At 45.5% G+C, this 23,130-nt stretch carries 22 protein-coding genes and 1 pseudogene; 19 read left to right on the top strand and 4 right to left on the bottom strand.

Annotation, left to right across the window (positions count from 1 at the left end):
* Positions 1 to 22 precede the first annotated feature (22 nt).
* The 6 genes from C558_RS0100715 to C558_RS0100740 all read left to right on the top strand — a co-directional run bounded on the left by C558_RS0100715 (position 23) and on the right by C558_RS0100740 (position 7,377).
* Positions 23 to 1,414, top strand: coding sequence for an amino acid permease (locus C558_RS0100715; protein WP_018754284.1), 1,392 nt, complete (start codon positions 23 to 25; stop codon positions 1,412 to 1,414).
* A gap of 346 nt (positions 1,415 to 1,760) precedes the next feature.
* Positions 1,761 to 2,720, top strand: a complete 960-nt coding sequence (locus tag C558_RS0100720) for an AAA family ATPase (protein ID WP_018754285.1) — start codon at positions 1,761 to 1,763, stop codon at positions 2,718 to 2,720.
* A gap of 10 nt (positions 2,721 to 2,730) precedes the next feature.
* Positions 2,731 to 3,360 (top strand): RNA ligase family protein, encoded by a 630-nt coding sequence (locus C558_RS0100725; RefSeq protein ID WP_018754286.1) that lies wholly within the window; start codon positions 2,731 to 2,733, stop codon positions 3,358 to 3,360.
* A 146-nt stretch (positions 3,361 to 3,506) separates the two neighbouring features.
* Positions 3,507 to 4,178 carry a hypothetical protein gene (locus C558_RS0100730; protein ID WP_018754287.1) on the top strand — a complete coding sequence of 224 codons (672 nt, stop codon included), beginning with the start codon at positions 3,507 to 3,509 and terminating at the stop codon, positions 4,176 to 4,178.
* Positions 4,179 to 4,388: 210 nt separating this feature from the next.
* On the top strand, positions 4,389 to 5,678 hold the full coding sequence (locus C558_RS0100735) for a hypothetical protein (protein ID WP_026263655.1): 1,290 nt from the start codon (positions 4,389 to 4,391) through the stop codon (positions 5,676 to 5,678).
* Positions 5,679 to 5,730: 52 nt separating this feature from the next.
* The gene (locus C558_RS0100740) at positions 5,731 to 7,377 is read left to right on the top strand and encodes a DUF6138 family protein (protein WP_018754289.1); all 1,647 of its coding nucleotides are present in this window, start codon (positions 5,731 to 5,733) and stop codon (positions 7,375 to 7,377) included.
* Positions 7,378 to 7,616: 239 nt separating this feature from the next.
* On the opposite strand, the pseudogene C558_RS30090 reads toward C558_RS0100740, so the two are convergent.
* Positions 7,617 to 8,253, bottom strand: a pseudogene (locus tag C558_RS30090) (sterol desaturase family protein).
* A gap of 193 nt (positions 8,254 to 8,446) precedes the next feature.
* On the opposite strand from C558_RS30090, the gene C558_RS0100750 reads away from it, so the two are divergent.
* The 4 genes from C558_RS0100750 (at position 8,447) to C558_RS34540 (ending at position 11,188) form a co-directional block, all read left to right on the top strand.
* Entirely contained in the window at positions 8,447 to 9,340 is an 894-nt protein-coding gene (locus C558_RS0100750; RefSeq protein ID WP_018754290.1) for an NUDIX hydrolase, read from the top strand.
* Positions 9,337 to 9,894 carry a riboflavin biosynthesis intermediates N-glycosidase gene (locus tag C558_RS0100755; RefSeq protein ID WP_018754291.1) on the top strand — a complete coding sequence of 186 codons (558 nt, stop codon included), beginning with the start codon at positions 9,337 to 9,339 and terminating at the stop codon, positions 9,892 to 9,894. The genes C558_RS0100750 and C558_RS0100755 overlap by 4 nt, the downstream gene beginning before the upstream one ends.
* Position 9,895: 1 nt before the next feature.
* Entirely contained in the window at positions 9,896 to 10,717 is an 822-nt protein-coding gene (locus tag C558_RS0100760; RefSeq protein WP_018754292.1) for a TIGR02452 family protein, read from the top strand.
* Positions 10,718 to 10,870: 153 nt separating this feature from the next.
* Complete coding sequence (locus tag C558_RS34540) at positions 10,871 to 11,188, top strand: hypothetical protein (RefSeq protein ID WP_018754293.1); 318 nt, start codon at positions 10,871 to 10,873, stop codon at positions 11,186 to 11,188.
* A 510-nt stretch (positions 11,189 to 11,698) separates the two neighbouring features.
* Here C558_RS34540 and C558_RS0100770 read toward each other — a convergent pair.
* Together C558_RS0100770 and C558_RS0100775 are read right to left on the bottom strand one after the other, a co-directional pair.
* On the bottom strand, positions 11,699 to 13,087 hold the full coding sequence (locus tag C558_RS0100770) for an MFS transporter (RefSeq protein ID WP_026263656.1): 1,389 nt from the start codon (positions 13,085 to 13,087) through the stop codon (positions 11,699 to 11,701).
* Positions 13,088 to 13,390: 303 nt separating this feature from the next.
* Positions 13,391 to 14,131: a GntR family transcriptional regulator gene (locus C558_RS0100775; protein ID WP_018754295.1), complete on the bottom strand. Its 741-nt coding sequence runs from the start codon at positions 14,129 to 14,131 to the stop codon at positions 13,391 to 13,393.
* A 336-nt stretch (positions 14,132 to 14,467) separates the two neighbouring features.
* On the opposite strand from C558_RS0100775, the gene C558_RS0100780 reads away from it, so the two are divergent.
* The 6 genes from C558_RS0100780 (at position 14,468) to C558_RS0100805 (ending at position 18,456) form a co-directional block, all read left to right on the top strand.
* Complete coding sequence (locus C558_RS0100780) at positions 14,468 to 15,370, top strand: DMT family transporter (RefSeq protein WP_018754296.1); 903 nt, start codon at positions 14,468 to 14,470, stop codon at positions 15,368 to 15,370.
* Positions 15,371 to 15,589: 219 nt separating this feature from the next.
* A complete protein-coding gene (locus tag C558_RS0100785; protein ID WP_018754297.1) occupies positions 15,590 to 16,096 on the top strand; it encodes a MerR family transcriptional regulator in 507 nt (168 codons plus the stop codon).
* Entirely contained in the window at positions 16,093 to 16,542 is a 450-nt protein-coding gene (locus C558_RS0100790; protein WP_018754298.1) for an SRPBCC family protein, read from the top strand. Before C558_RS0100785 ends, C558_RS0100790 begins: the two co-directional genes overlap by 4 nt.
* Positions 16,539 to 16,979, top strand: coding sequence for an SRPBCC family protein (locus C558_RS0100795; protein WP_018754299.1), 441 nt, complete (start codon positions 16,539 to 16,541; stop codon positions 16,977 to 16,979). Before C558_RS0100790 ends, C558_RS0100795 begins: the two co-directional genes overlap by 4 nt.
* A 195-nt stretch (positions 16,980 to 17,174) precedes the next feature.
* On the top strand, positions 17,175 to 17,651 hold the full coding sequence (locus C558_RS0100800) for a MarR family winged helix-turn-helix transcriptional regulator (protein ID WP_018754300.1): 477 nt from the start codon (positions 17,175 to 17,177) through the stop codon (positions 17,649 to 17,651).
* Positions 17,641 to 18,456: a class I SAM-dependent methyltransferase gene (locus tag C558_RS0100805; protein WP_018754301.1), complete on the top strand. Its 816-nt coding sequence runs from the start codon at positions 17,641 to 17,643 to the stop codon at positions 18,454 to 18,456. Before C558_RS0100800 ends, C558_RS0100805 begins: the two co-directional genes overlap by 11 nt.
* Positions 18,457 to 18,609: 153 nt before the next feature.
* Here C558_RS0100805 and C558_RS0100810 read toward each other — a convergent pair whose 3' ends face one another.
* Complete coding sequence (locus C558_RS0100810) at positions 18,610 to 19,188, bottom strand: TetR/AcrR family transcriptional regulator (protein ID WP_018754302.1); 579 nt, start codon at positions 19,186 to 19,188, stop codon at positions 18,610 to 18,612.
* Between the two features lie 281 nt (positions 19,189 to 19,469).
* Here C558_RS0100810 and C558_RS0100815 point away from each other — a divergent pair, with 281 nt between their 5' ends.
* The 3 genes from C558_RS0100815 (at position 19,470) to C558_RS0100825 (ending at position 23,122) form a co-directional block, all read left to right on the top strand.
* Positions 19,470 to 20,663 carry an MFS transporter gene (locus tag C558_RS0100815; protein WP_018754303.1) on the top strand — a complete coding sequence of 398 codons (1,194 nt, stop codon included), beginning with the start codon at positions 19,470 to 19,472 and terminating at the stop codon, positions 20,661 to 20,663.
* 154 nt (positions 20,664 to 20,817) lie between these two features.
* Positions 20,818 to 21,531 (top strand): ABC transporter ATP-binding protein, encoded by a 714-nt coding sequence (locus tag C558_RS0100820; protein ID WP_018754304.1) that lies wholly within the window; start codon positions 20,818 to 20,820, stop codon positions 21,529 to 21,531.
* The gene (locus C558_RS0100825; RefSeq protein ID WP_018754305.1) at positions 21,524 to 23,122 is read left to right on the top strand and encodes an ABC transporter permease; all 1,599 of its coding nucleotides are present in this window, start codon (positions 21,524 to 21,526) and stop codon (positions 23,120 to 23,122) included. The genes C558_RS0100820 and C558_RS0100825 overlap by 8 nt, the downstream gene beginning before the upstream one ends.
* The last annotated feature ends 8 nt before the right edge of the window (positions 23,123 to 23,130 follow it).

Consider the following 23,130-nt stretch of genomic DNA (forward strand, 5'->3'; position numbering starts at 1 on the left):
AGCAGAGGGAAGGGGAACTGCAATGAAAGACAATGAATTAAAGAGGGGTCTCGAAGCGCGTCATATTCAGATGATTGCTTTGGGCGGCACAATCGGTGTCGGGTTATTTATGGGCTCTGCAAGCACGATCAAATGGACAGGTCCATCGGTAATGCTTGCGTATGCCATTGTAGGGATTTTTATATTTTTCATCATGCGCGCAATGGGGGAAATGCAGTACGTAGAACCGAGCACAGGGTCATTTGCGACCTTTGGTCATAAGTACATTCATCCTTTGGCAGGGTATACGACGGCTTGGAGCAACTGGTTCCAATGGGTTATTGTCGGGATGGCGGAGATTATTGCCGTTGGGACATATATGAAGTACTGGTTTCCGGATTTGCCTGCTTGGATACCAGGTATCATCGCAATGGTGATTCTTGGTGCAGCCAACCTATTCTCTGTGAAATCATTTGGTGAATTTGAGTTTTGGTTTGCGATGATTAAAATTGTAACCATCGTATTGATGATTATTGCAGGGTTTGGTCTGATTTTCTTCGGGATTGGCAACGGCGGGAATGCGATCGGATTTTCTAACCTGTGGAAGCATGGGGGCTTTTTTACCGGTGGATGGTCGGGCTTTTTCTTCGCGCTCTCGCTGGTGATTGGGGCTTATCAAGGTGTCGAACTGATCGGGATTACAGCAGGTGAGGCGAAAAACCCTCAGAAAACGTTAATGAGCGCGACGCAAAGTATTATTTGGCGGATTTTGATCTTCTATATTGGCGCGATTTTTGTGATTGTAACGGTCTACCCATGGAATCAATTGCAAGCCATCGGCAGCCCGTTCGTTGCAACGTTTGCGAAAATCGGCATCACTGCAGCTGCGGGGATCATCAACTTTGTCGTCATCACCTCTGCCATGTCAGGTTGTAATAGCGGGATTTATAGCGCAGGACGCATGCTTTATACATTAGGAGTCAATGGGCAGGCACCGAAAATATTTACGAAACTGTCCCATAACGGCGTGCCTCTATTGGGAACGATTGGCGTGCTCGTGGGCTTGGGCATTGGCGTGATCTTAAGCTATATTGCACCGGAAAATCTGTTTGTGCATGTGTACAGCGCCAGCGTACTTCCGGGTATGGTACCGTGGTTTGTTATTCTAATCAGTCAAATCAAATTCAGAAAAATCAAGGGGGCTGCATTGGATCAACATCCGTTCAAAATGCCTTTCGCCCCAGTGTCAAACTATGTGACCATTGCCTTTTTGCTTATGGTGCTGGTCGGGATGTGGATAAACGATGAGACACGCATCTCCCTGATTTCCGGCATTGTTTTCTTAAGTATTGTTGTGATTAGTTATTACGTTTTCGGCGTTAGCAAGGCTGTTCCAATAAGTGATCAAACAAATCATGAAGATACGAACAGATGAATTGGCAGACATCCATTTGACTAAACCAAAAAACATCCCATTCTCCATAAAGAGGAATGGGATGTTTTTTATTTGAGATCGAACCTGTCGTTTCAGATGGTTACGGTTTAGGGTCGGCTAGTTAAGTATGATTCGTGTACTTCGCACCTGTCGCCTTCCTGGCTTTTCCAGTGTATCATGAATAGATAGGAGCCTTGCGTTGGTAAAAGGGCTTTACATGACATTTTAGAAAAACACGTTAATAAAGCGGAAAGCAAGCTTCATATTCTTGTTGAATCGGCGATTTAATGTGTTCATTCCATGATCCGCCGATTATTTTATTTGACCTAGGAAGGAGGTGATGAAGATGAGTACCATTCACATGCTGGTCGGTATTCCGGGCAGCGGCAAAAGCCATTATGCAAAAGAATGCTGTAAACGGGAAAGGGCCGTTTTAGTGGCTACGGATGCCATACGGGAAAAGCTATTCGGAAGTGAAACCCGGCAGAAAGATACCTATCGGGTCTTTAACGAAGCCTTTGCCGAGATTGAACAGGCGTTGGCATCCGGGAGAAACGTCGTTTTTGACGCGACGAACGTCGGCCGGGACCGGCGAGTTCAATTTTTAAAGCGATTTAGGGATGTCTCGGTTGAATGCCATGTCTGTATAACGCCCTATGAGATGGCCAGGGAACGGGTGATTGCGAGAAAACGCAGTATTGAAGACAAGGTGCTGGAGAAGTATTGTAAAAACTTTGAGTTTCCTGTGCGTGCCGAAGGCTTTGACAGCTTGCATATCGTCCATACGCCTGCAGACGTCAGACTTACACGAGCCGAACTGGAGCTGCTTCTTGCGCGGAAACCGGGTCACGACGAGCTGTTTGCCTATTTGCGTGAGTCTCCCTATTTTAACGTGATGCTGGACTATGATCAGGAAAACCCCTATCATTCTAAAACGTTGTCTGAACATACCTATGCCGTTTTGGATTATATTAACGTATTTTACGGAGGGGAGCATCTGCTGGAGATGCAGCTCGCGGCGCTGTTTCATGACGCAGGCAAGCCGTTCTGTAAGGTTTGGAAGCCGAACCGGGGGTATTACTCGTATTTCGGACATGAGCATGTATCTGCCGGTATAGCCTGCCACGTTCTGAAAGAACTGGGGTACGGTGACGATTTTATTTTACATGTGGTGAACATGGTGAGCTTCCATATGGAGATATTACATGGCGGAGACGCCGGAGCGTCCAAGATTTATCATTTGCTTGGCGAGCAGCTTCTGGCAGAGCTGTATTTCTTCGCGGAAGCAGACACTTTCGCCAAATAGAGGTGATATTATGAAAATGAAATATCCGAAAACGATGCACCTGCCTTGGTCGAGAAGCTATACAGACGATGATAAAATATTGCGGAATACGGAGCATTTTATCGGCCAGGAGGTTGTCATTACCGAGAAAATGGACGGGGAAAACACGACGATGTACCCCCGCTTTATTCACGCCAGGTCGCTCGACAGCAAGGATCATTCTTCACGGCATTATGTGAAGACACTGCATGGAGGGATCAAGTATCTGATTCCGGAAGGATACCGGCTGTGCGGGGAGAATGTATACGCGAAGCACTCGTTGTTCTATTCGTCCTTGCCTGATTACTTCATGCTCTTCTCGGTGTGGAACGACAGCAATATCTGTCTGTCCTGGGATGACACTGCGGCATGTGCGGATAAATGGGGAATTCCGCTAGTTCCGGTCTTGTACCGCGGGATATGGAGCGAGGAAGCCGCCAAACAATGCTACACAAAGCAGTCCCGATGCGGCGGAGAACAAGAAGGCTATGTGGTCCGACTGGCAACCGAATTTTCTTACGAGGACTTTAAGTGTTCGGTCGCCAAATTTGTCCGGAAAAACCATGTCCAAACCGATGAACACTGGCTTAGCAAACCAGTCGAACCCAACGTCTTGGCCTAAGGGGGTATTACAGAACGCTTAGTTAAGCTAGCGGAAGGTAGATAACGAAAGAGACGAGGAGGGTTTATCATGTAATTCTTTCGGAGGATGAAGCCGGAAAAAAGAGCCATAAAACTCCACTTATTTGCGACAAGGAGAGGGTACATATGGATAAGCAGACGTACGCAAGGTATCTGCTCAATCTTATGGATGAGGAAGTAGATTCCGATGAAGTCGTCATTGAAGAAGATACGTTGTATGGATATTTTCAAATGTATATGCCCAGCGGAAAAGGGGTGGAAGCCACTTTTGAGCCGCTTGGAGATGGAGAAGCTTATTTGCATCGGATTGTCCGGATCTATGAGATGCTGGACCCGGAGGATTTTGGCGGTGAAACGGTGCCAGGCTATTTCAACGGCAAAGCTGATGAGGTGCCTGAAGACGTGTTGAAAGGGTATGGCGAGCAGCATATTAAAGGGCTGAAGCAATTGCTGGACGAGTTCGCCGAATGGGATGGTGCGGCGGAAGCGACGGAATACCTGGCTGGAATCGAAGGAATACAACTCCTGCCACGTGGAGAAATAGACAGCGTCCGGGAATCCTGCGATCCCGATGTCTATGAGGCGCTGTTTGAAGTTGTTCATGAGCACAAGAATTATGATGAACCTATTGAGATTCTAGATGAAGCCTATTACTCAATCGCTTGCGATTATTGGATTTCCTATTATTTGCAGTGGCACCGCTACGGACTTAAGGGTGACCCGTTCGCACCGTATTTTGAGCTGTACAGGCTCGGATATTCGGCGATTTTCTCACAGCGGAAGCTGTATATCGGTTGATTGGGACGCTGAATTAGACGCCAGGGATGCTGTTGAATCCCTTTGAAAATAAGGTGATCAGAGATATTAGGGAATTTGCGTTCAAGCAAACTTTTCGGATAGCACAGAATTCAGAGTTGGCGGGGTATACGTCGGACGACTTTGGCCTAATTTCCAAGGCGTTTGGATCTGTAAATGAAAGAACATCATCATAACGGAGGTGAAGCAGCCGTGACAGAACGTATTCCATGCAAAACGGAAGGCTGCAGGGCGACGATCCTGCCGACCACGGTCGCCAAAACAGGCGGCTACTGCATGCCCTGCCATCAAGAGCAGGAACGGCAGAAACGGCAAGCCTATATTGAGCAGCACCGTAAAACGGTGAATTTATATGAGGACATGACGGATCCAGTGGAGATTCTCAAAATCATGCATGCACCGAGGCAGTATGATCCGCTGATTCAATATGTACCGTACCCGCTCGGTAAAGAGCAGATGTACGTATCATTAACGGCTGAAGAGGCGGGCCGAATGCTGAAGTATGCGCTGGAGCTTTTGGCTGCAGGCGATAATAGTGAAGCCGACGAAATATTATTGTCGCTAGTGTGTTACCGGAATGACAATATCACCGGAGCTCTGCCTGAGCTTATGGAACAAGGCATGTACCATTCCGGCATATTATTCAAGGATGCCCCACCCGACATCCGGGACCGCCTGATGCAGCAGGTGGAATGGGACGAAGATAACCGCAATCATCTTCTGCTGATTTTGAGCTGGATTGGAGATCCCGTGGTTGTCAGCCGGTTTCAGGAATGGCGATTACATCCGCCGGAGTGGGCGGGGCAGCTGTTCGTCGGGCCTGAAATTTATGCCATGGAGGGAGGATGGGAGCTCACACCGGACGGGGAAAGGCGCGATTTGATCCACGGCTTGAGTTATGCGATTAGGGTAACGGATGAGCAGCGTGATTCTTCAGCCGAAGCGTCCGCTGCCCGTTTCCTGAAAACAAGCGCCTCCATTTGCCCGTGGTGTGAGGGGAAGCTGACCATCCTGATGGATGTGGACACCTCCCATCCTTCCGTGGCGTATCTCGGCCTATCGCTGGAACGCCTACAAATGGAGACCTGTGAGCGCTGCGGATGCTTCGGCACCATTTACATGGAACTGGATCGTCAGGGCGTGCCAGTCTGGAGCCAGTTTAACCGGAAACCTGAGTACTTGCCGAGTTTCGATTCCGAGGATATCAGCGGCGTGGACGTACCAAGGCTAACCCTTTCGGACGAGCCTCACTCCCCATTTTATGCCGCGACTTGGTCCTTGTCCCAGCAGGATTCGCAGATCGGGGGGCACCCGAGTTGGGTGCAGGATGCCGATTATCCGGTTTGCCCTTGCTGTGCCAAACGCATGCGGTTTATCGGTCAGGTGGACTGGGCGGATTTCGATAAGTTTGGGGAAGGCATTTTTTATATGTTTGTTTGTCCGGAGGACAAGGTGACGGCTGCGTTGTATCAACAAAGCTGAGCCATTTTAATTAGCGGGGCAATGCAGAATACGAGAATGGGAGGAGAAACCGTTGAATCACGCAGTAGAAGCCTTTCTGAACGAGGTATGGAACGAAATCACGGCAATTTACGCAAAAGAAAGCAAGAGGATTAATGAGCTTAAAAATAGAAGCAGGCTGCAAGCCGGAATCATGGATTATCTTCGAGTTGCATGGAGAAAAGGCAAGTTTACATGGGCAGATGGACGCATACATATCGATATGCACGAGCCATTCTCTTGGTCCGACAGCTCCTATAAAGTTGAAGCGGGTTCATATATAACTGAGTTGACCAATGAACTTCTAGTTGAGGAATTCTTTCCTGCCTTGTGCGAACGTGTAGATCGACTGTTCCGCTCTGAGGAGCTGGGAGCGCGTTTCTTTGATTATAAGTTTGAAGTTGTATTGGAGTTTGAATGGGAACAGTCGAAATTATCGCTTAACCAACAGCTAATAAATGAGCCAAAGTTGAGTCAACTGAAACAGACACTGGAGCAATTTATTCAAACAAAGGTTTTGCCTGATCCACCAGTGCTACCGGGAGAAAAAGACTTCTTCTTTTTTGCCAACCATTTGGTCAATCCTGATCTGATGAAACAGGAAGCGGAACAGATCGAGCCATTGATTCGCCGTCTCTCCGACAAGCTAAATAAGAACCAAGAGCGCAAAAACGATTGGATCAGACGTTATACTTCGGCCTTCAACCATTGGGTGAAGGATCACTTTTTACCGCAGCATTTTACCGGTAACAAGTGGGCGTTGAAGGAGGAACCAGTTCATCCTTCCGTAGATGCCGGGGAAATGGATTTCTTTCTTTATGCAGCCCTGCAGATTGGCTTCACCGAGCCGGATACTCGGCTGAAGTACCTTGAACTTGCGGTGCAATTGGGCTCAAAGCGAGCAGCAGATTATTTGAAAATAGGCAGCGGAAAATTTGAGAGTACCTATCGGGGAGAGAGAATAGAAGCCCGCAACAATGACGTAACTCAGACGATCGACATCCGGATTCTCTCTGAAGAGGAGTCGGCTTACGGGGAGGCGCTCGATTATATCATCCATCTTTTACGGCAGGGTTTTCCCAAAGAATACAACCTAAAGCTGAAGAGTAGCCAAAAGCATTTTCTTCCGTTTAAAAAACTGGCAAAGTCCAAGCTGCATCAGTTTTTTGCCAATGCACTCAACTACCCGGCGTTGTTCCCAAAAATTGCAGAATATGCAGATACAGCAATGGAAGAGTTCGCGTGGTACAGCGATGTGGAGCCGAGCGAAAAATCGGTTATGCCGGGCACTTATGCCGTACTGGGCCTCGGCTTGTACAGCGAGGATTATTTCCCATTGGTAAGTCGTTATATGGGCCTGGTGGATACGGAGCACCAAATGGTGCAGGATGGCTATGCGCAGGCATTTATCGAGGCGCATGGTGTAAAGGCAGAGCATATGCCGGTGATTGTATCCATTTTGCTGGGAGGGAATGACGAGGGAACAAAGGTAAAAAATCTAACCATCGACCATCCTGAGCTTACCGAGGCGCTTATCGAGGCGCTGAAAGACAAAGAGATCTATCAGCATGAGATGGTAATGTGCCGAATCTTTGGAAGCGTGAAGAAGCTGGAAGGAGCGGCCCGAAAAGCACAGCCGCCGCTAAAAGAAGGACTGGAGCAGCTGTTGGCGCTCTGTTAACGCTTTTGAAATCACCTGAGCTAAAAAGAAGAAGAGCCCACGTCGAACGTGGGCTCTAGTCGTTGCTGGCATGATCCGGGACGGGCTTTTAGGCTTCTCGCAGCTGCTTAATGAATGAATCATTTAATGATTTGACAGGCTTATGCGGATTTGTGCAGCTTGAAGGGGAGCTATAAATGCAACAAGCTGACACCGGTAAGCACCGACGCCAGCTTGCATCCTATTAAGGGAGAGAACCATTACAGATCCAGCTTTTTATGATCGCGTTGTTCAAGGTTGCGAGCCGTCTGGCTAAGCTTAACCTTATTGTGGTCCTCAAAAGTACCCAATGCGAAATCAAGCACCGGATTAGTGACGCCGTACCAGTAATTAATTTTCATTTTTATAATGATGCCATAAATGGATTTTCTTCATCCAGCGGCCCCAGGGGGAGACAGGGGTAATTGGACGATGAGCGATATAATGCTTCCACTCATAGAACAATAGAAATAGGATCACTCCCGCGATAAAAGCATTTGCAATTACAAGGCTGGCTGAAATCAAGTAGGCAATGGTTCCCGCAATAGCGATGTTCGGCAGAGAGTACCACAACGGAAGAAACAATAAATGTAAGTCATTCGGGTTGGAGTGATGATCATAATGTAAACGCTTAATTAAATTTAAAAAGAATGGGTTTTTCGGAGTTTTCATGTGAAAAAGGAAGCGGTGTGTGAAATACTCGGCAGCGGCATAAGAGGACATGCCTATAACCAAAGCAATCCATGGGCCGATGGAAGTCAAGTGTGGGACTAGAAAGCCAAAACTGATCAGGAAGATTCCGCACATGATGCATATGTCGGGGAAGAAGAAAAACTCTTTTACATATTTATCTTTCATTCAAAAGCACCTCCTGATTATCATTATTTAGGGCTAACGTTCCTGTGTTTCTTGTGAAATGGCTTCTTTGTCACGTAATCTATGAATATGCAGGAAAAATTTACTTGATTCTGAAGTTATTTTCTGTTATTTTTGTTAGTATCAAAGTGTTATTATCAATTAAATACGAAGAAACGAACAGGTGGGGAAAATCGTGGACTTACTAGATCGCGACGGATTAACGGAACGCGAATTTATGGAACGGTATCAGGTAGGAGATTATGAGCGTCCTTCGGTAGCGGCGGACATCGTCGTCTTCACCGTTACGCAAACAGACGAGAATAATTACCGCAAGCTCCCGGAGAAGGAGCTAAGAGTTCTACTCATTCGTCGGGGAGGCCATCCCTTCTTGGGCAAATGGGCGCTACCGGGTGGATTTGTCCGGCCGAGCGAGACAACGGAACAGGCCGCAGCAAGGGAGCTGCGGGAGGAAACCGGCGTCGATGACATATATTTGGAGCAGTTGTATACGTTCAGTGAAGTCGGGCGAGATCCCCGGACATGGGTTATGAGCTGCTGCTATATGTCGCTGATCAATAGTGACCAAGTGCAGTTGAAGGCAGGGGATGACGCAGCTAACGCCGCTTGGTTTAAGGTTTCTTATAAGCTTTTGAGGGAGCATAAAGAGTTGATTGAGGGCGGATACGTTAAGTCGCTGCAGTACGAGCTTAAACTGAGTTCCGAACACGAGGAGTTGACGGCGGTAGTGGAACGTACAGTGAAGGCGACGGAATCTTCAACCGCGACGTCTTACACCATCCTATCCAATGAGGGATTAGCTTTCGATCATGCGAAAATTATTGCCTACTCGATCGAGCGTTTGCGTGGCAAGGTTAACTATACCGATATTGCACTTCACTTGATGCCCAAGCTGTTCACCTTGACGGAGCTGCAGCAGGTTTACGAGGTGATATTGGATAAAGAGCTGCTAAAGGCTGCCTTCCGACGTAAAGTAGCCGATCTTGTTATGGAAACGGACCACTATACCGAAAATGCGGGCCACCGTCCATCCCGTTTGTATCGAAAAAGTCTGGAGGAAATCCCATGATGTACGACATTCAAAATTTGCGCAACGCTCATCTTAAAGGAAAATCGTTCAAGTTTTTGTTCTTCTGGGGCCATACGCCACCGCGTGATGGAAGCGTTGATAAGAGCTGCTTCAGCCAGTGGTGGATGAGCCCGTTCATTGTAGAGGGAACGACATACTCCTGTGCTGAACAGTACATGATGGCGGAGAAGGCGCGGTTATTCGGGGATGATGACATGCTTGGTGCCATTATGCAGGCCAAGCATCCCAAGGAGATGAAAGCATACGGACGTGCGGTGAAGAACTTCGATAAGGAAGTCTGGGAGAGCCGCTGCTATGAGATCGTCAAGCGAGGCAGCTTGGCCAAATTCTCGCAGAATCCACAGCTAGGGGATTATTTGAAATCGACGAAAAACCGTATTTTGGTAGAGGCTAGTCCACGGGATCGCATTTGGGGTATCGGCATGGGACAATCTAACCCGGATGCGGAAAATCCAATGAAATGGCGGGGGAGAAATTTACTGGGTTTTGCGCTGACCGAAGCGCGAGACGAGTTATTGAAAGAAGGGGAATGAATTGAATCGAAAGGAAATTGCACAAGAGACTTTGCGGATCCAGCAACAAGGCTACTATGAATACGATGGACACCGGATAGATTTTACCGCAGCGCAGAAACATGCCGAGGTGAGCAGCCATCTGATCACGCCTGAACAAGGTGCCGCGATGGTACGAGACTGTCATGTGTTGCCCAAGTCTGAACAAGCTGCTTTATACTCCGTCTCCAACGAGGCGACCGTGAAGGCGATCGTGGATTTTGCGAAAGCAGGGAAAGATCGGATCGGCGTGCTAAACTTTGCTAGTGCGAAAAATCCGGGAGGCGGATTTCTGAACGGAGCGATGGCACAGGAAGAAAGCTTAGCGGCATCTAGCGGATTATACGGAACGCAACTGCGCAACGAAGGCTATTATACGGCTAATCGTGCTTACCGATCCATGATGTATACCAACCATGCTATTTATTCTCCTGATGTGGTCTTTTTCCGCGACGAGTGGTTTAACCTTATGAGACAGCCTGTTACGGCTTCAGTTTTGACGTTGCCCGCTGTGAACTATGGACAGGTTTTGCTTAAAGGGGAGGACCGTCAGAAAGCAGAAAGTGTGATGAAAGACCGTATGCGGCTGACTTTGGCGATTTTCGCGTGCAAGAAAGATAAACATCTCATTTTGGGGGCGTACGGCTGCGGCGTGTTCCGGAACGATCCATTGAAGATAGCCGGTTGGTGGCAGGATTTACTGGATAACGAAGGATATGGATCGTTCTTCTCGGAAATTAGGTTCTCGGTATTGGATACTTCGAGAGATGGCAAATGCATACGTGCATTTGAGAAGCTGAAGTGATGAGACGCGAGGGTTATGACATGAATCCTGATCGGTCGTTGGTCTGAGCTATTAGGCTAACGCTTTTTTAATCATAACCAAGTTAGTGTCCAACCATTCATCACTATATCGACATATAGTTATTGAAAGGAGGGATTGACTTGTCTAGTAAAGATGAAGAGTATTATAAAGAGATGTATCGTTACTACAAAGACAAATATAAGAGTTGCAAAGAAAGTCTTGAAGAATGTGAAAAATCGCACTGTCAACCCGGCCCTTCCGGACCCCCCGGCCCACCTGGACCCCCAGGACCCCCAGGACCCCCAGGACAGGATGGACAGAACGGACAGAATGGACAGGCTGGCGAGCAAGGTCCACCTGGACCTCCAGGACCTCCGGGACAAAATGGACAGGATGGTCAGAATGGACAGACTGGTGAGCAAGGTCCACCCGGACCCGAAGGGCCCCCAGGACCACCAGGACCGACAATAACTCCAGCCTATGGATATGTCGTACGGAATAATACTGGTAATGTAACGTACGTTGCGAACACGCCAGTTCAACTGGATGTATTTAATCCACTTGTTCTAAACGACGTAACGATGGCGACTAATGGTTTGCGAGTACAAAGAACAGGGATATATCATGTGCAATTCGCAGTGTCTACTGTACAATCATCAAATGGGAACAACCAATCTCTTGTTGATTTGAGATTTTTCATAAATGGCAACGTTTCTGCCCAAACACAATATCCCAGTAGAGTATCATTACAGTTTACACAAAACGGCCAATCTGTAAATCATACGATCACGCAACATTCCTCTGCACTCCTACAATTAAATACAGGAGACTTAGTTCAAATTGCACCGGTTTCCGCGGTAGCAAGTTCTTATACTACTGCGTATTTACAAGTAATCCAAATCATATAACCAAAACTAAATTATAGTCAAAAAAGAACCCTAAACTGTTGGTTTAGGGTCCTAATTATGAACTAAACGTAATCTATTTCGTCGCTTTTCGTCCTACGAATACCCAATACATAGATAAACTCAAAAGAGTAATGAGTGCGAGAATGAATAGGATATTACTAAACATGGAAGCATTCGAATTGCTTGTAATCCCTAGGAAGCTTGTTCGCATAGCGGAATGGTCCATCATGGCTGCTGTATAGGCAATTCCGATTGACATCGCGACATTCAGTGTTAAATTAAAAAATCCGACGGCTGTTCCTGCTTTTTCTTTTTCAATCGTACGAATGCAAGAATCAAGTATTGGTGCATACATGAATGCAAATGAACTAGAGAATAATACCATCGATATCACGAATACAACAACAGAAGATTGTATAAAGAATACGCCTAATAGTAAGCTGACGATAATACTGGACATCGCGATGGTAATGCATTGCTTGCTTCCCAGGAAGCTCGCAATTTTCCCGGAAAGAGCCCCGACGACTGTAGCTGCTATAAAGCCTGGAATCATTAATAGTGAAATGGTATCGAGCTTCAAACCATACATCTTTTCAAGTAAGAATGGAAATAAGAAAATATACGCTAACTGTACAGAGTAAATAACAAAAGCAACACTAAGCAATGAGATAAACTGTTTATTTTTGAAGAAGGATATGCCAATAAACGCTTTTGAGTTTTTACTGATATAAACAAGGAATAATGTAACTGCAACAACAAACAAGATCAGGTAAAGCCAATTGAAATCGGTAATATACAGGAGTAGGGCTGCAGAAATGGTTCCCACTAGGAATAATCCTAATACATCGATATGACGTTTTTTCGTTTCTTCCTTAGGAAGATATTTTAAAATAAAAGGTAGGGTGAGCAGGGTTACTAAAGAAAGTAAAAACAGACTTGTCCAATGGAAGTACGTAGAAACGTAGCCTCCAGTTAATGTACCTATGAGCTGCGAAAGAGCAAAACTGCTGGTACTTAATCCTAAAAATTTCTTTTGTTCATTTGCAGGTAAATGTTTGGTTACAAAGATAACATATAATGTTTCAGCTGATGCTAAACCTGCCGTTTGGATCATTCGTGAGATCACAACGAGCAAATACGAATGTTGAAACATGTATCCCATGACTGAACCGACACATATTAAAATGATACCCGCGATAAATAGTTTTCTGATACTAATGGAATCCGCCAAAGCTGCGTACACCACCGCCCCAATTCCAATCACAAGACCAGCTAGGGTGGCTTGCCAGCTAACTGTTGTCGCTGAAATGTTGAAATCCTTGGCCATATCAACAGAAATGATCTTAAACGAATTATCAATGATTAAGCATAGTAGAAATAATAGTAAGGTAATAGGCACTGCCTTCTTAATATTAAATTCCTGAGTTTTCTTCATGCTCACATCTGCAGTAGTGGTAGACATAGCGATATTCTTCTCCTTTGTTGTTTCATTCTTATGATGTCTAATAAGGTAGCGCTTCCATGAATACCCCAAAATATTATCCCTCTTGGTTACGATTTCATGATCATACATGATGATTCTTCGTTCTGTACAACATTGTATAGTTGTCTAAAAACTTGTATACGTTTTAATAATGAGAATGGTAACACAGCTTTATCTCGAAAAACAACCCATCTTTTTTGCGCAATTTGTCTTTTTTGTTACAAAAAAGCGATGTATTCATAAAAAATACACCGCTTCCAAATTAATGAATTATTTATTCAGTTATTTAGATGTTTTAATCTTCATTTGACTAAATTCTATAGGTATATAGTATTTATTGTAAACAACGGGGTATTTATCACTGATATATACACTTTCTAAAATCAAATCACATTCCTCACTGTGGGAAAGCTGGTATTTCAATGACGGCGTATTAACGGAATTCGAACGTTTAATTTCAAGGGTAGAGGAATTAGCGAGTTCATATACTTTATTCTCCAACATATCCAACACTTGCTTATCGCTTTGTAAGTCAAGATTTAATTCGGAAACGGCTTCGATAGGCATCATCGTAAAAGCAAAAGCTACGATCTTATCGTTACTTTTATACCAGCGTTCCAACGCAACAACTGCAGTCGTCTGTTGATGTAATACTTGCATGGCATAGTCCGTTAATAGTTCAATTCGAAAAATAAGTTCGATATCATCTATGTTTCCCGTATAGCATTTATATAGAGGATTCCCGAGCTTCTCCAATCCATCCATATGATCATTATGATGGAATTTTGTAATAAAATTTCCTTTGCCATGGATATTTTTAACCAATCCATCTTCCTGCAAAAGGGCCAGAGCATGTCTCAATGTCATTCTGCTCACACCAAATTTTTTGGCCAATTCAGGTTCTGTTGGAAGCTGGCTGTCCGGAGGAAATGCTCCATCCATGATTAATTTATACAATTGGTCATAGACAACGACGGATAGTGGTTTTTTTTGTTTATGGAGTTCATGAAGTTTACTGATCATTTTCTTATGCCCCTATAATTTTTTATTCGTGAATATAAAATCCAATTTCTTCTCGTTCTTCATTTCATGAATCTATTGTAACGTACTTTTCTACTAAAATTAATACGCTTTCAAGAATCTATTATAAAACCCTCCCCGGAAATTCATCGAGCCTGCCTAATCGATTTAAGAAACGGTTAAGGATTGGGCAAAGATTAAATAAGAATTGCTCTTGTATGATAAGACTGTAACACATAAAGATACGACTAAAATTGCAAAGTAATTCGATGGTCATCGAAGGATTCTCATGCTAGCATAGAGAGACAACATGAGAAATATAAGAAAGTAGGAATCGTTGTGCCTCGATTACTCTATGCCGCATTAGTGATGCTAAGTCTGATTTGGGGAGGTTCGTTTTTCTTTATTAAGCAGTTGCTGCACGATTTTGGTCCGTGGACGATTGCATTCCTCAGGTCCAGCTTTGGCTTGATGACCATTACAATAATCATGCTCGTATTACGGAAGCCATTCGAATTACGAAAAATCCAGTGGTTCCCGATGGCAGTCATGGCTCTCGTCAATACGGCAGTCCCATGGGCAATTATCGGTTTCAGTGAAACCAGATTGTCCAGCAGCATAGCATCGATCTTGAATGCTACAACGCCGCTATGGACAATCATCGTCGGGGCGCTGGTCTTCAAGGCGTCTACGAACCGGATGCAATGGATTGGCATGGGGGTTGCTTTTGTCGGGCTGGTTATTTTATTGGACATCAATCCGCATTCCATTGTGTCGGTCGATTTGATCGGATTTATTTGCATGCTGGCAGCTACGTTGTGCTATGCGTTCGGCTCTCAGTTGTCCAAGCGGCTCAAGGGTGTGACCATGTATCAGACGACATTCGGCACGCTGCTCTGCGCCATGCTGGGAAGCGGGACCATGGCTTTTTCGGTCGAACCGGTTAACCTGTCGCGGTTGGCAACACCCACGAATATCGGGATGATCATCGGGCTGGGTGTATTCGGCTCAGGAATCGCTTATATTTTGTTTTATTTCATGGTTCAACGAGGAAGTCCCGAGTTCGCGACGATGGTTACTTATCTCGTTCCTGCAACAGCAGTCATATGGGGTAGTACGTTGTTGAATGAGCCCGTTCATTGGAGCTTATTCGCTGGCCTTGCCTTTATTTTGGGCGGCGTATTCGTATCGAGTAGGAAACGAACGCCATCTGGGCTGCCATTGCAGAGCGAAGTGAAGTAAATATGCATTATCGTAACAGACTCGATCCAAAGACATGACCCTCCTCGGAGAATTATCGAGGAGGGTCTTTCTTATTCAGGATCATGCGAGTGCATCTTCTTCCCCCTCAGAAAAATTTCAGAGGCAGAGCGTCTCGAAAACGCTTGCACCTTACGTAACGTAAGGTTTTATAATAGAGCTATCGGTTATATAGTTAGCGCCAAAGAGAGGAGATGGTTAATGAAGAGATATTGGAAGATCGGGGACCTCGCCAAGATGACGGGGATTACCGTACGAACCTTGCGGTTTTATGATCAAATCGGATTATTCTCTTCGTCGGGACAGACGGAATCCGGCCACAGGCTGTACAGTGAATCGGATTTGTCGCGTTTGCATCAGATTTTATCGCTTAAGGAGCTGGGCCTATCTCTCGAGGAAGTCAAAACGGTCTTAACTGGCGGGCAGATCACTCCGCTTGAGATCGTCAACTTGCAGATAGACCGAATCAAAGAGCAAATCAAATTACAGCAGAAACTATTGGAGCAGCTCGGGCATGTATCCAAGCTTATGCAGGGCAAGGCGCAATTAACGGTTGAAGATTTCACGAGCCTTTTGCAAGCGATGAAAATGGAATTTGAGAAGCCGGTCATTGAGCGACAAACGATTTGGGAGCGACATTTGGATCTGTTGGGAAACTTTCTTATCGAGGAGAGCGAAATGCCGAAACCTAAGGAGGAAAATCAATGAACGAACGATTCATCAAGCATGCAACCTTCGTCGTCGAGCGGACTTATGCCGTTTCGCCGGAGCGGGTGTACCAAGCCTGGGCCGACCCGATTGCCAAAGCCAAGTGGTTCTCGAAGCCGGAAATCTTCGACTTTCAGGTTGGAGGACGTGAGTACAGCAGTGGCGGGCCGCCGGAAGGGCCGATCTTTACATTCAACGCTAGTTACCAAGAGCTCGTTCCAGAGCAGCGCATTGTCTATACATACACGCTGGATTCGAACAACACACGCATCTCCGTCTCGATAACAACAGTTGAGCTGATTAAGGTGGAGAGTGGCACGAAACTGATTTTTACGGAGCAAGGAGCGTACTTTGATGGACACGATACGCCTGAAGTACGGGAACACGGTACAAACGTCATGTTGGACGCCCTGGGCAAGGTAGTAGAAGGGGAGGTAGAAGCATGACTATAGGTGAAAATGAACTTATTGCTACGCGCGAGTACGATGTCCCGCGGGAGCTTGTGTTCCGGGCCTGGACAACCCCCGATTTGTTAGCCCAATGGTGGGGGCCACAAGGCTTCACGAATACATTTTACGAATGCGATATGAGGCCGGGAGGCACGTGGAAGTTCACCATGCACGGACCGAATGGCGTGGATTATCCGAACCATAATGTCTTTGTTGAGATCGTGACGCCGGAGCAGATCGTGCTTGATCATCTATCCAGCCACGAATTTCGGGTAACGGCTACCTTCGACGACCTGGAAGGCCGCACCAAAGTTACTTTCCGTCAGACTTTCAAGGAAAAAGAGGCGTTTGAACAAGCTAAGCCGATCTGCATAGAAGCTAATGAACAGCAGCTTGACCGACTTGGCAAGGTGCTGGCGGAAATGGCGTCCTAGCTATGCAAGTGATATCGGAAGAAGCACCGCTTAAATAATGACTCTAAAGTTGTCGTCGTTCACGCCCCCTGTGGGTGTTGGACGGCGATTTTTATATTTTACATTCAGCAATTCGTTCGAAGAAAAATGTTTGCTTTGCGCAAGCAAATAAATTAATCTAAGAATAATCAATATTTTACTAAGGTGGTGTTTGTATTGACGAAGAACCGCAATGAGCTTCGTAAGCTGGCTCGAGGAACTTTAAAGCTAGTGAAAGAATTCAAACATGCGCAGGACCGAAGATCTGATCTAGACCGGGTGACGTTCGAAATATTGATGTTGATTAAAAGCCGCGAGCAAATTCGCTTGACGGACATCGCTCAAGAGTTACAGATGAATCCATCCTCAATTACTAGACGAATCCATAACTTGAAGCAATTAGGGCAGGTTTCCGTGATTTCGGATCCAAATGATCTCCGTTCAAGTCTTACTCGGTTAACAGAAACTGGAGAAGCAGTGCTTCTGGATTTCTTCGAAAGAAGTGTCGATGGGTTGGCCCATATTCTACAGGAGTGGGATGATGATGAGCTAGGGGCTCTTGCCGACAGCGTGACACGCTATGCCGACTCAATGGGTAAATGGCGGGCAACATCCGCAAACTCCGAAGAAGGGGGTAATAATAATGGAGAATAAAGAGAAGCCTCAGCAAAAACAATATATAAACTCAGGTAATTTCAATGCACGAATCTATATGCACCGTATGTTTAGCACGAACAAATACCCGTGGCCATGCTGGATATTCGATCAGTTCAAGCAGACGGATCATGCTAAGGTTCTGGAGCTCGGGGGAGGGAATGGGTTACTGTGGATGACGAATGCCCAACGAATTCCGGCACAGTGGGATATTACCGTTACGGATATTTCTTCAGGAATGCTTGAAGATGCTAGGGCAAGTCTGGACGTTTTGGGCGGTAGGGTTCATTTCGAGGTTATGGATGCAGAGCAAATCCATTATCCTGACAGCACATTCGACATCATCATCGCCAATCATATGCTGTATCATGTGGAGGATCGAAGAAGGGCCCTTGCGGAGATAAAGCGGGTGTTGAAGCCTGACGGGACCTTCTACGCGAGTACAGTGGGCCGCCGAAACATGCTGGAGATGAGGGAAATGGTCAACGCGTTCGATCCCCATTCCAAGTACAATGAAGTGCTCGGCTCGATTGAGACACGTTTTTCTCTCGAGAATGGGAGGCAACAGCTATTGGATTATTTCGGCGATGTACAGCTTAGTCTGTATGAGGATTCATTGTTGGTGACTGAGTCGGAGGCTATAGTGAAGTATCTATTATCTATGAATGGATTTTCCGCAGATCAGGTTGTTCTGGACCCGGAGGCAGCCGATCAGTTCAAAGAATTCATTGATCGAAAGATGGCTCAGTCCTATGGCCAAATTCTCATTCAGAAAACCTCAGGTATTTTTATCAGCAGTCAATAGTGACATTTCGCTGTATAACCTACGTTCGCTGCGAATGGAAATTCGATCGATAACGAAAGCGCCTAAACCGCGGGAAGAAAGTCTCCGGCCAAGGCGCTCTTCGTTCCTGCCGTATTTTGTTCGATATTCGTTGGATGTTGCGACAATTACGACTCAGGTAGAACGGATTCCTTCGAATGCGAATTTCACCAAATGTTGTACATAGGGTTCGTCCAACGTATCGCCTGTCACAAGCAATCGATAGAAAATTGGCCCATAAATGAGATCAGTGCATATGTCAATGTCGAGACTTTCTTTCAATTCCCCGCGTTGAATCCCTTTCTCTAAAAGACCTCTTGCCTCAAGTCGGCGGGGACGGAAAAATCGAGCTCGATAGGCCTCCGCCAATCCTGAATCAAACTGCCCTTCGCCTAATAACTCCGTAATGATGGTTCCCTCGCGACTCGTCAAAAACCTGGCTAAATTCGTGGCGTGTATTTGAATATCTTGAAATGTCGAACCCGTATCAGGCACAGGCAATCTGGCCGTGGCGGCATACAGGAAACTATCCATGACCACAGCAGCCTTGTTAGGCCACCATTTATAAATCGTGGCCTTGCTAACTTGGGCACGTTCGGCAATTTTATCAACTGTGACGGCTTGAAAGCCATTTTCCAACAATAGCTCATAAGATGCGGAAAGGATAGACTTTTGCGCTTCTACATTACGAGGCCTGCCTCTCTTGCCATTCATCGTAATTATCCCCTTTCGTCAATACATAACAGATAAAAACAAACTATACGTTCAGTATACCAATTATGAATAAAAAATAAAGTTGAAACCACCTATTTACAAAACTACACGTTCAGTATATTATTTCGTTATACAATTTATATACTATACGTTCAGTATTTAATAATGCAAAGAATGAGGAACTACCATGAGGAGAAATTCGCATGGGACTGTAATTGCCGTGACTTCATGAAGTTTTCTGACTTTAGAGAATTATCATTTTGTATAAGGAGTTGCCTAAAATGACTGCTGTAAAAAAACAAACAATCGAGAAAAATATCCCGACATGGTTAACCATACTTCTGGCTGCCGCGTGCGGTATTATTGTGGCTAATCTTTACTATGCGCAGCCCTTGATCGGGGTTATCAGCTCTTCAATCGGCCTGTCTGCAACCAGTGCTGGCTTTATCGTGACAATAGCGCAGATTGGTTACGTCGTCGGCTTGCTATTTGTCGTACCTATGGGAGATATTGTTGAGAATCGAAGGTTGATAGTCATATCTTTACTTCTCACAGCGGTTGCCCTTGCTATCACTGCAGTATCGAAGCAAGCTGTGCCGTTCTTAGCCGCATCGTTTGTCATTGGTATAGGGTCGGTCGCTGCCCAAGTACTCGTACCTTTTGCGTCATACCTTGCATCTGAATCCTCACGCGGCCGTGTTGTCGGTAATATCATGAGTGGTTTGTTACTTGGAATTATGCTCGCGCGTCCTTTGTCGAGCCTGGTCGCTGATTTCTTTGGATGGCATGCCGTATTCGCTTTGTCTGCCGCAGCTGTTTTTATTTTGGCAATCGTACTGTCGAAGGTGCTGCCTACAAGAAGGCCTTCAACAGACACACACTATACAGCTCTACTCGGTTCGATGTGGCACTTGCTGCGAACAACCCCGATCTTACGCCGCCGGGCTGCATATCATGCATGTTTGTTTGCGACGTTTAGCTTATTTTGGACAACAGTTCCATTACTGTTATCTAGCCCGACTTTTCATTTTTCTCAGAAAGGCATTGCATTGTTCGCGCTTGTCGGCGTCGCAGGTGCAGTAGCTGCGCCTGTGGCTGGGCGGTTGGCCGACCGCGGCTGGACTAAACCCGCTACAGGGATTGCGCTCGCTACGGTCGTCATTTCTGTTTTGTTACCGCTTATGATCCGTAGTAGTTCACCCTTCGGAATTGCTGTTCTTGTCGTTGCAGCCATATTATTGGACGCCGGTGTATCCGCAAATCTTGTGCTCGGACAACGTGCGCTCTTCTCATTGAGTCCGGAAATTCGCAGTCGTCTGAATGGGCTTTTCATGGCTATTTTCTTTTTTGGTGGTGCCATCGGATCCGCAATTGGGGGGTGGATATACGCCACGGGCGGATGGAGTGCCGCGTTAGGGATTGGAATAGCTTTCCCGATCATTGCCATACTTTATTTTGCCACAGAGAAGAAGTAGTTCTATGCGTCGTCCTGTTTTTCATTTTTTTCTTGTGAGCAAATGAACTTTCTGGATAGGCTGCACGTATTATAGCTATTCTTCTAGAAGAGCGTATAGGCAATGATACGATCCTATTAAAAGCTCAGAGACCGCATTGAAAGGGTGAAGGGAAATGCTCACAATAAAACATTTTTCCAAGTGTTATAAGGGTGGCAAAAAGGCAGTAGACGACTTGAATTTAGTCATCGAGCCTGGCGATATCTACGGCTTTATCGGACATAACGGTGCAGGAAAAACAACAACCATCCGAGCAGTAGTTGGTGTACTTGACTTTGAAGAAGGGGATATTGAAATTGATGGCATTTCGATTAAAAAAGATCCAGTAGCCTGCAAAGCGATTACCGCGTATATTCCTGATAACCCGGATCTATACGATCACCTGACCGGCATACAGTACTTGAATTTTATTGGCGATCTCTTTAGCGTATCCAAGGCTGATCGTGAGTCACTCATTAAAAAATACGGCGATGACTTTCAGATTACTGCCTACTTCGGAGATTTGATCTCTTCGTATTCTCATGGCATGAAGCAGAAGCTTGCCATCATCTCTGCTCTCATCCATAGACCAAAGCTGCTAGTGCTGGATGAGCCCTTTGTGGGACTTGATCCAAAGGCTGCTCACGTGTTAAAGACGATCATGGCCGATCTATGCAGTAATGGCAGTGCAATTTTCTTCTCAACCCATGTACTGGATGTGGCAGAAAAGCTCTGCAATAAGATCGCGATCATTAAAGCGGGGAAATTGATAACGTATGGCAAGACAGAAGAAGTAAAAGGGGACAACAGCCTTGAAAATGTGTTCCTGGAGTTGATCGATCATGATTAATATATGGAGATTAACGAAGATACAGCTGCTTTCTTCATTTGGCTTGAATAAAGCATTGCATACGCACGATGTTAAGGAAAGACGCAGATTACTCCTGCTGAGCATCGCTATTCTGATTAGTGTGGTCATGGTTGGAGTGGTCTCGTTCGGATACAGCTTCATGATGGCACTGACCTTTGAACAAATAGGCCGGATGGATCTCTTGCTTGCCATTATGATGGCTGTAGCTTCGGTTATCGGGTTCTTCACAACGATCTATAAGGCAAGCGGGGTATTATTTAGCTTTAAGGACTACGATTTGGTGATGTCGTTGCCTATTAAAACCAGCCATGTTGTAGCGAGTCGTGTTCTTCAGCTTTATGTGCTGAATTTATTTTTTACTTTGATGGTGATGCTGCCGGCTGGTGTGGTTTATGCGATCAAAGTGAATCCTGGAGTGTTCTATTATCTGTTGTATCTCACGACGCTCTTATTTATTCCGTTAATACCCATCATTGCTGCAACGATCATTGGCTCACTAATAAGCTGGATCTCCTCTCGGTTCAAAGGGAGTCAGGTGATCAGCCTCATCTTAACCTTTGCAGTCATCCTTGCAGTTATGTTTGGTTCGTTTCGTATGAATGGAAGTGTGCAGGTACTTTCGGATATGGGTACGCAACTGGCAGATATGATATTCAAACTATATCCACTTACGTCCATATATGTAGATGCTGTCTGCTCGTATCAGATGGGTTCTTTTCTCTTATTTATTGTGATATCGGTTCTTGCATTTATGCTGTTTACCATTGTGCTTGGCACAAGATTTAAAGCGATATATACAGGAATAACCACCTCTCATGCCAGCAGCAAATATCAAATGAAGCCGCTAGAAGCAGCATCACCTTTTCTTGCACTTTATAGGAAGGAGCTGCGTCGATATATTAGTTCTTCCTCATATGTGCTGAATACGAGTATTGGCATGATTCTTTTGCTCGCGATGTCGATTTCCTTGCTGTTCATAAGTTCGGAGAAACTCGGACAACTGGTTGAAATCCCGCAACTTTCTACTTATCTAAGCAAACTGGCGCCACTGGTCGTTTCTTTGTTTGTCACGTTAAGTTGCACAACGTCAAGTTCCATTTCACTTGAAGGCAAAAATATATGGATTTTAAAAAGCTCACCCGTCCCAAAACAAACGATACTGCTTAGCAAAATTGCGGTGAATCTTACGGTTACCATACCTATCCTGATTGTTAGTTATGTGCTGCTTATGATATCCTTACGCACGGGATGGATTGAAAGCTTGCTATTGCTTGCTATCCCTATGATTTATGCCTGTTATTCAGCAATGATGGGTGTGCTTGTCAACTTGAAATTTCCTAATCTGGAATGGACAAGTGAAGTTACGGTAATCAAACAAAGTGCATCGGTCATTGTGGCCATGCTTATAGGCTTCATCAGTCTAGTCATCCCATTTGCATTAGTTCTTCTTCTGTCCAATGTAAATGGCAATCTGATCTTGTTAGGGATTGGACTGATCATGATAGCGGTGTGCAGCGTGATTTTAAGATATATCCGAACGAATGGGGAGCAGTTGTTCCAGACGCTTTAACCATCAGC

The organism is Paenibacillus terrigena DSM 21567 (assembly GCF_000374845.1).
GTDB lineage: Bacteria > Bacillota > Bacilli > Paenibacillales > Paenibacillaceae > Paenibacillus_K > Paenibacillus_K terrigena.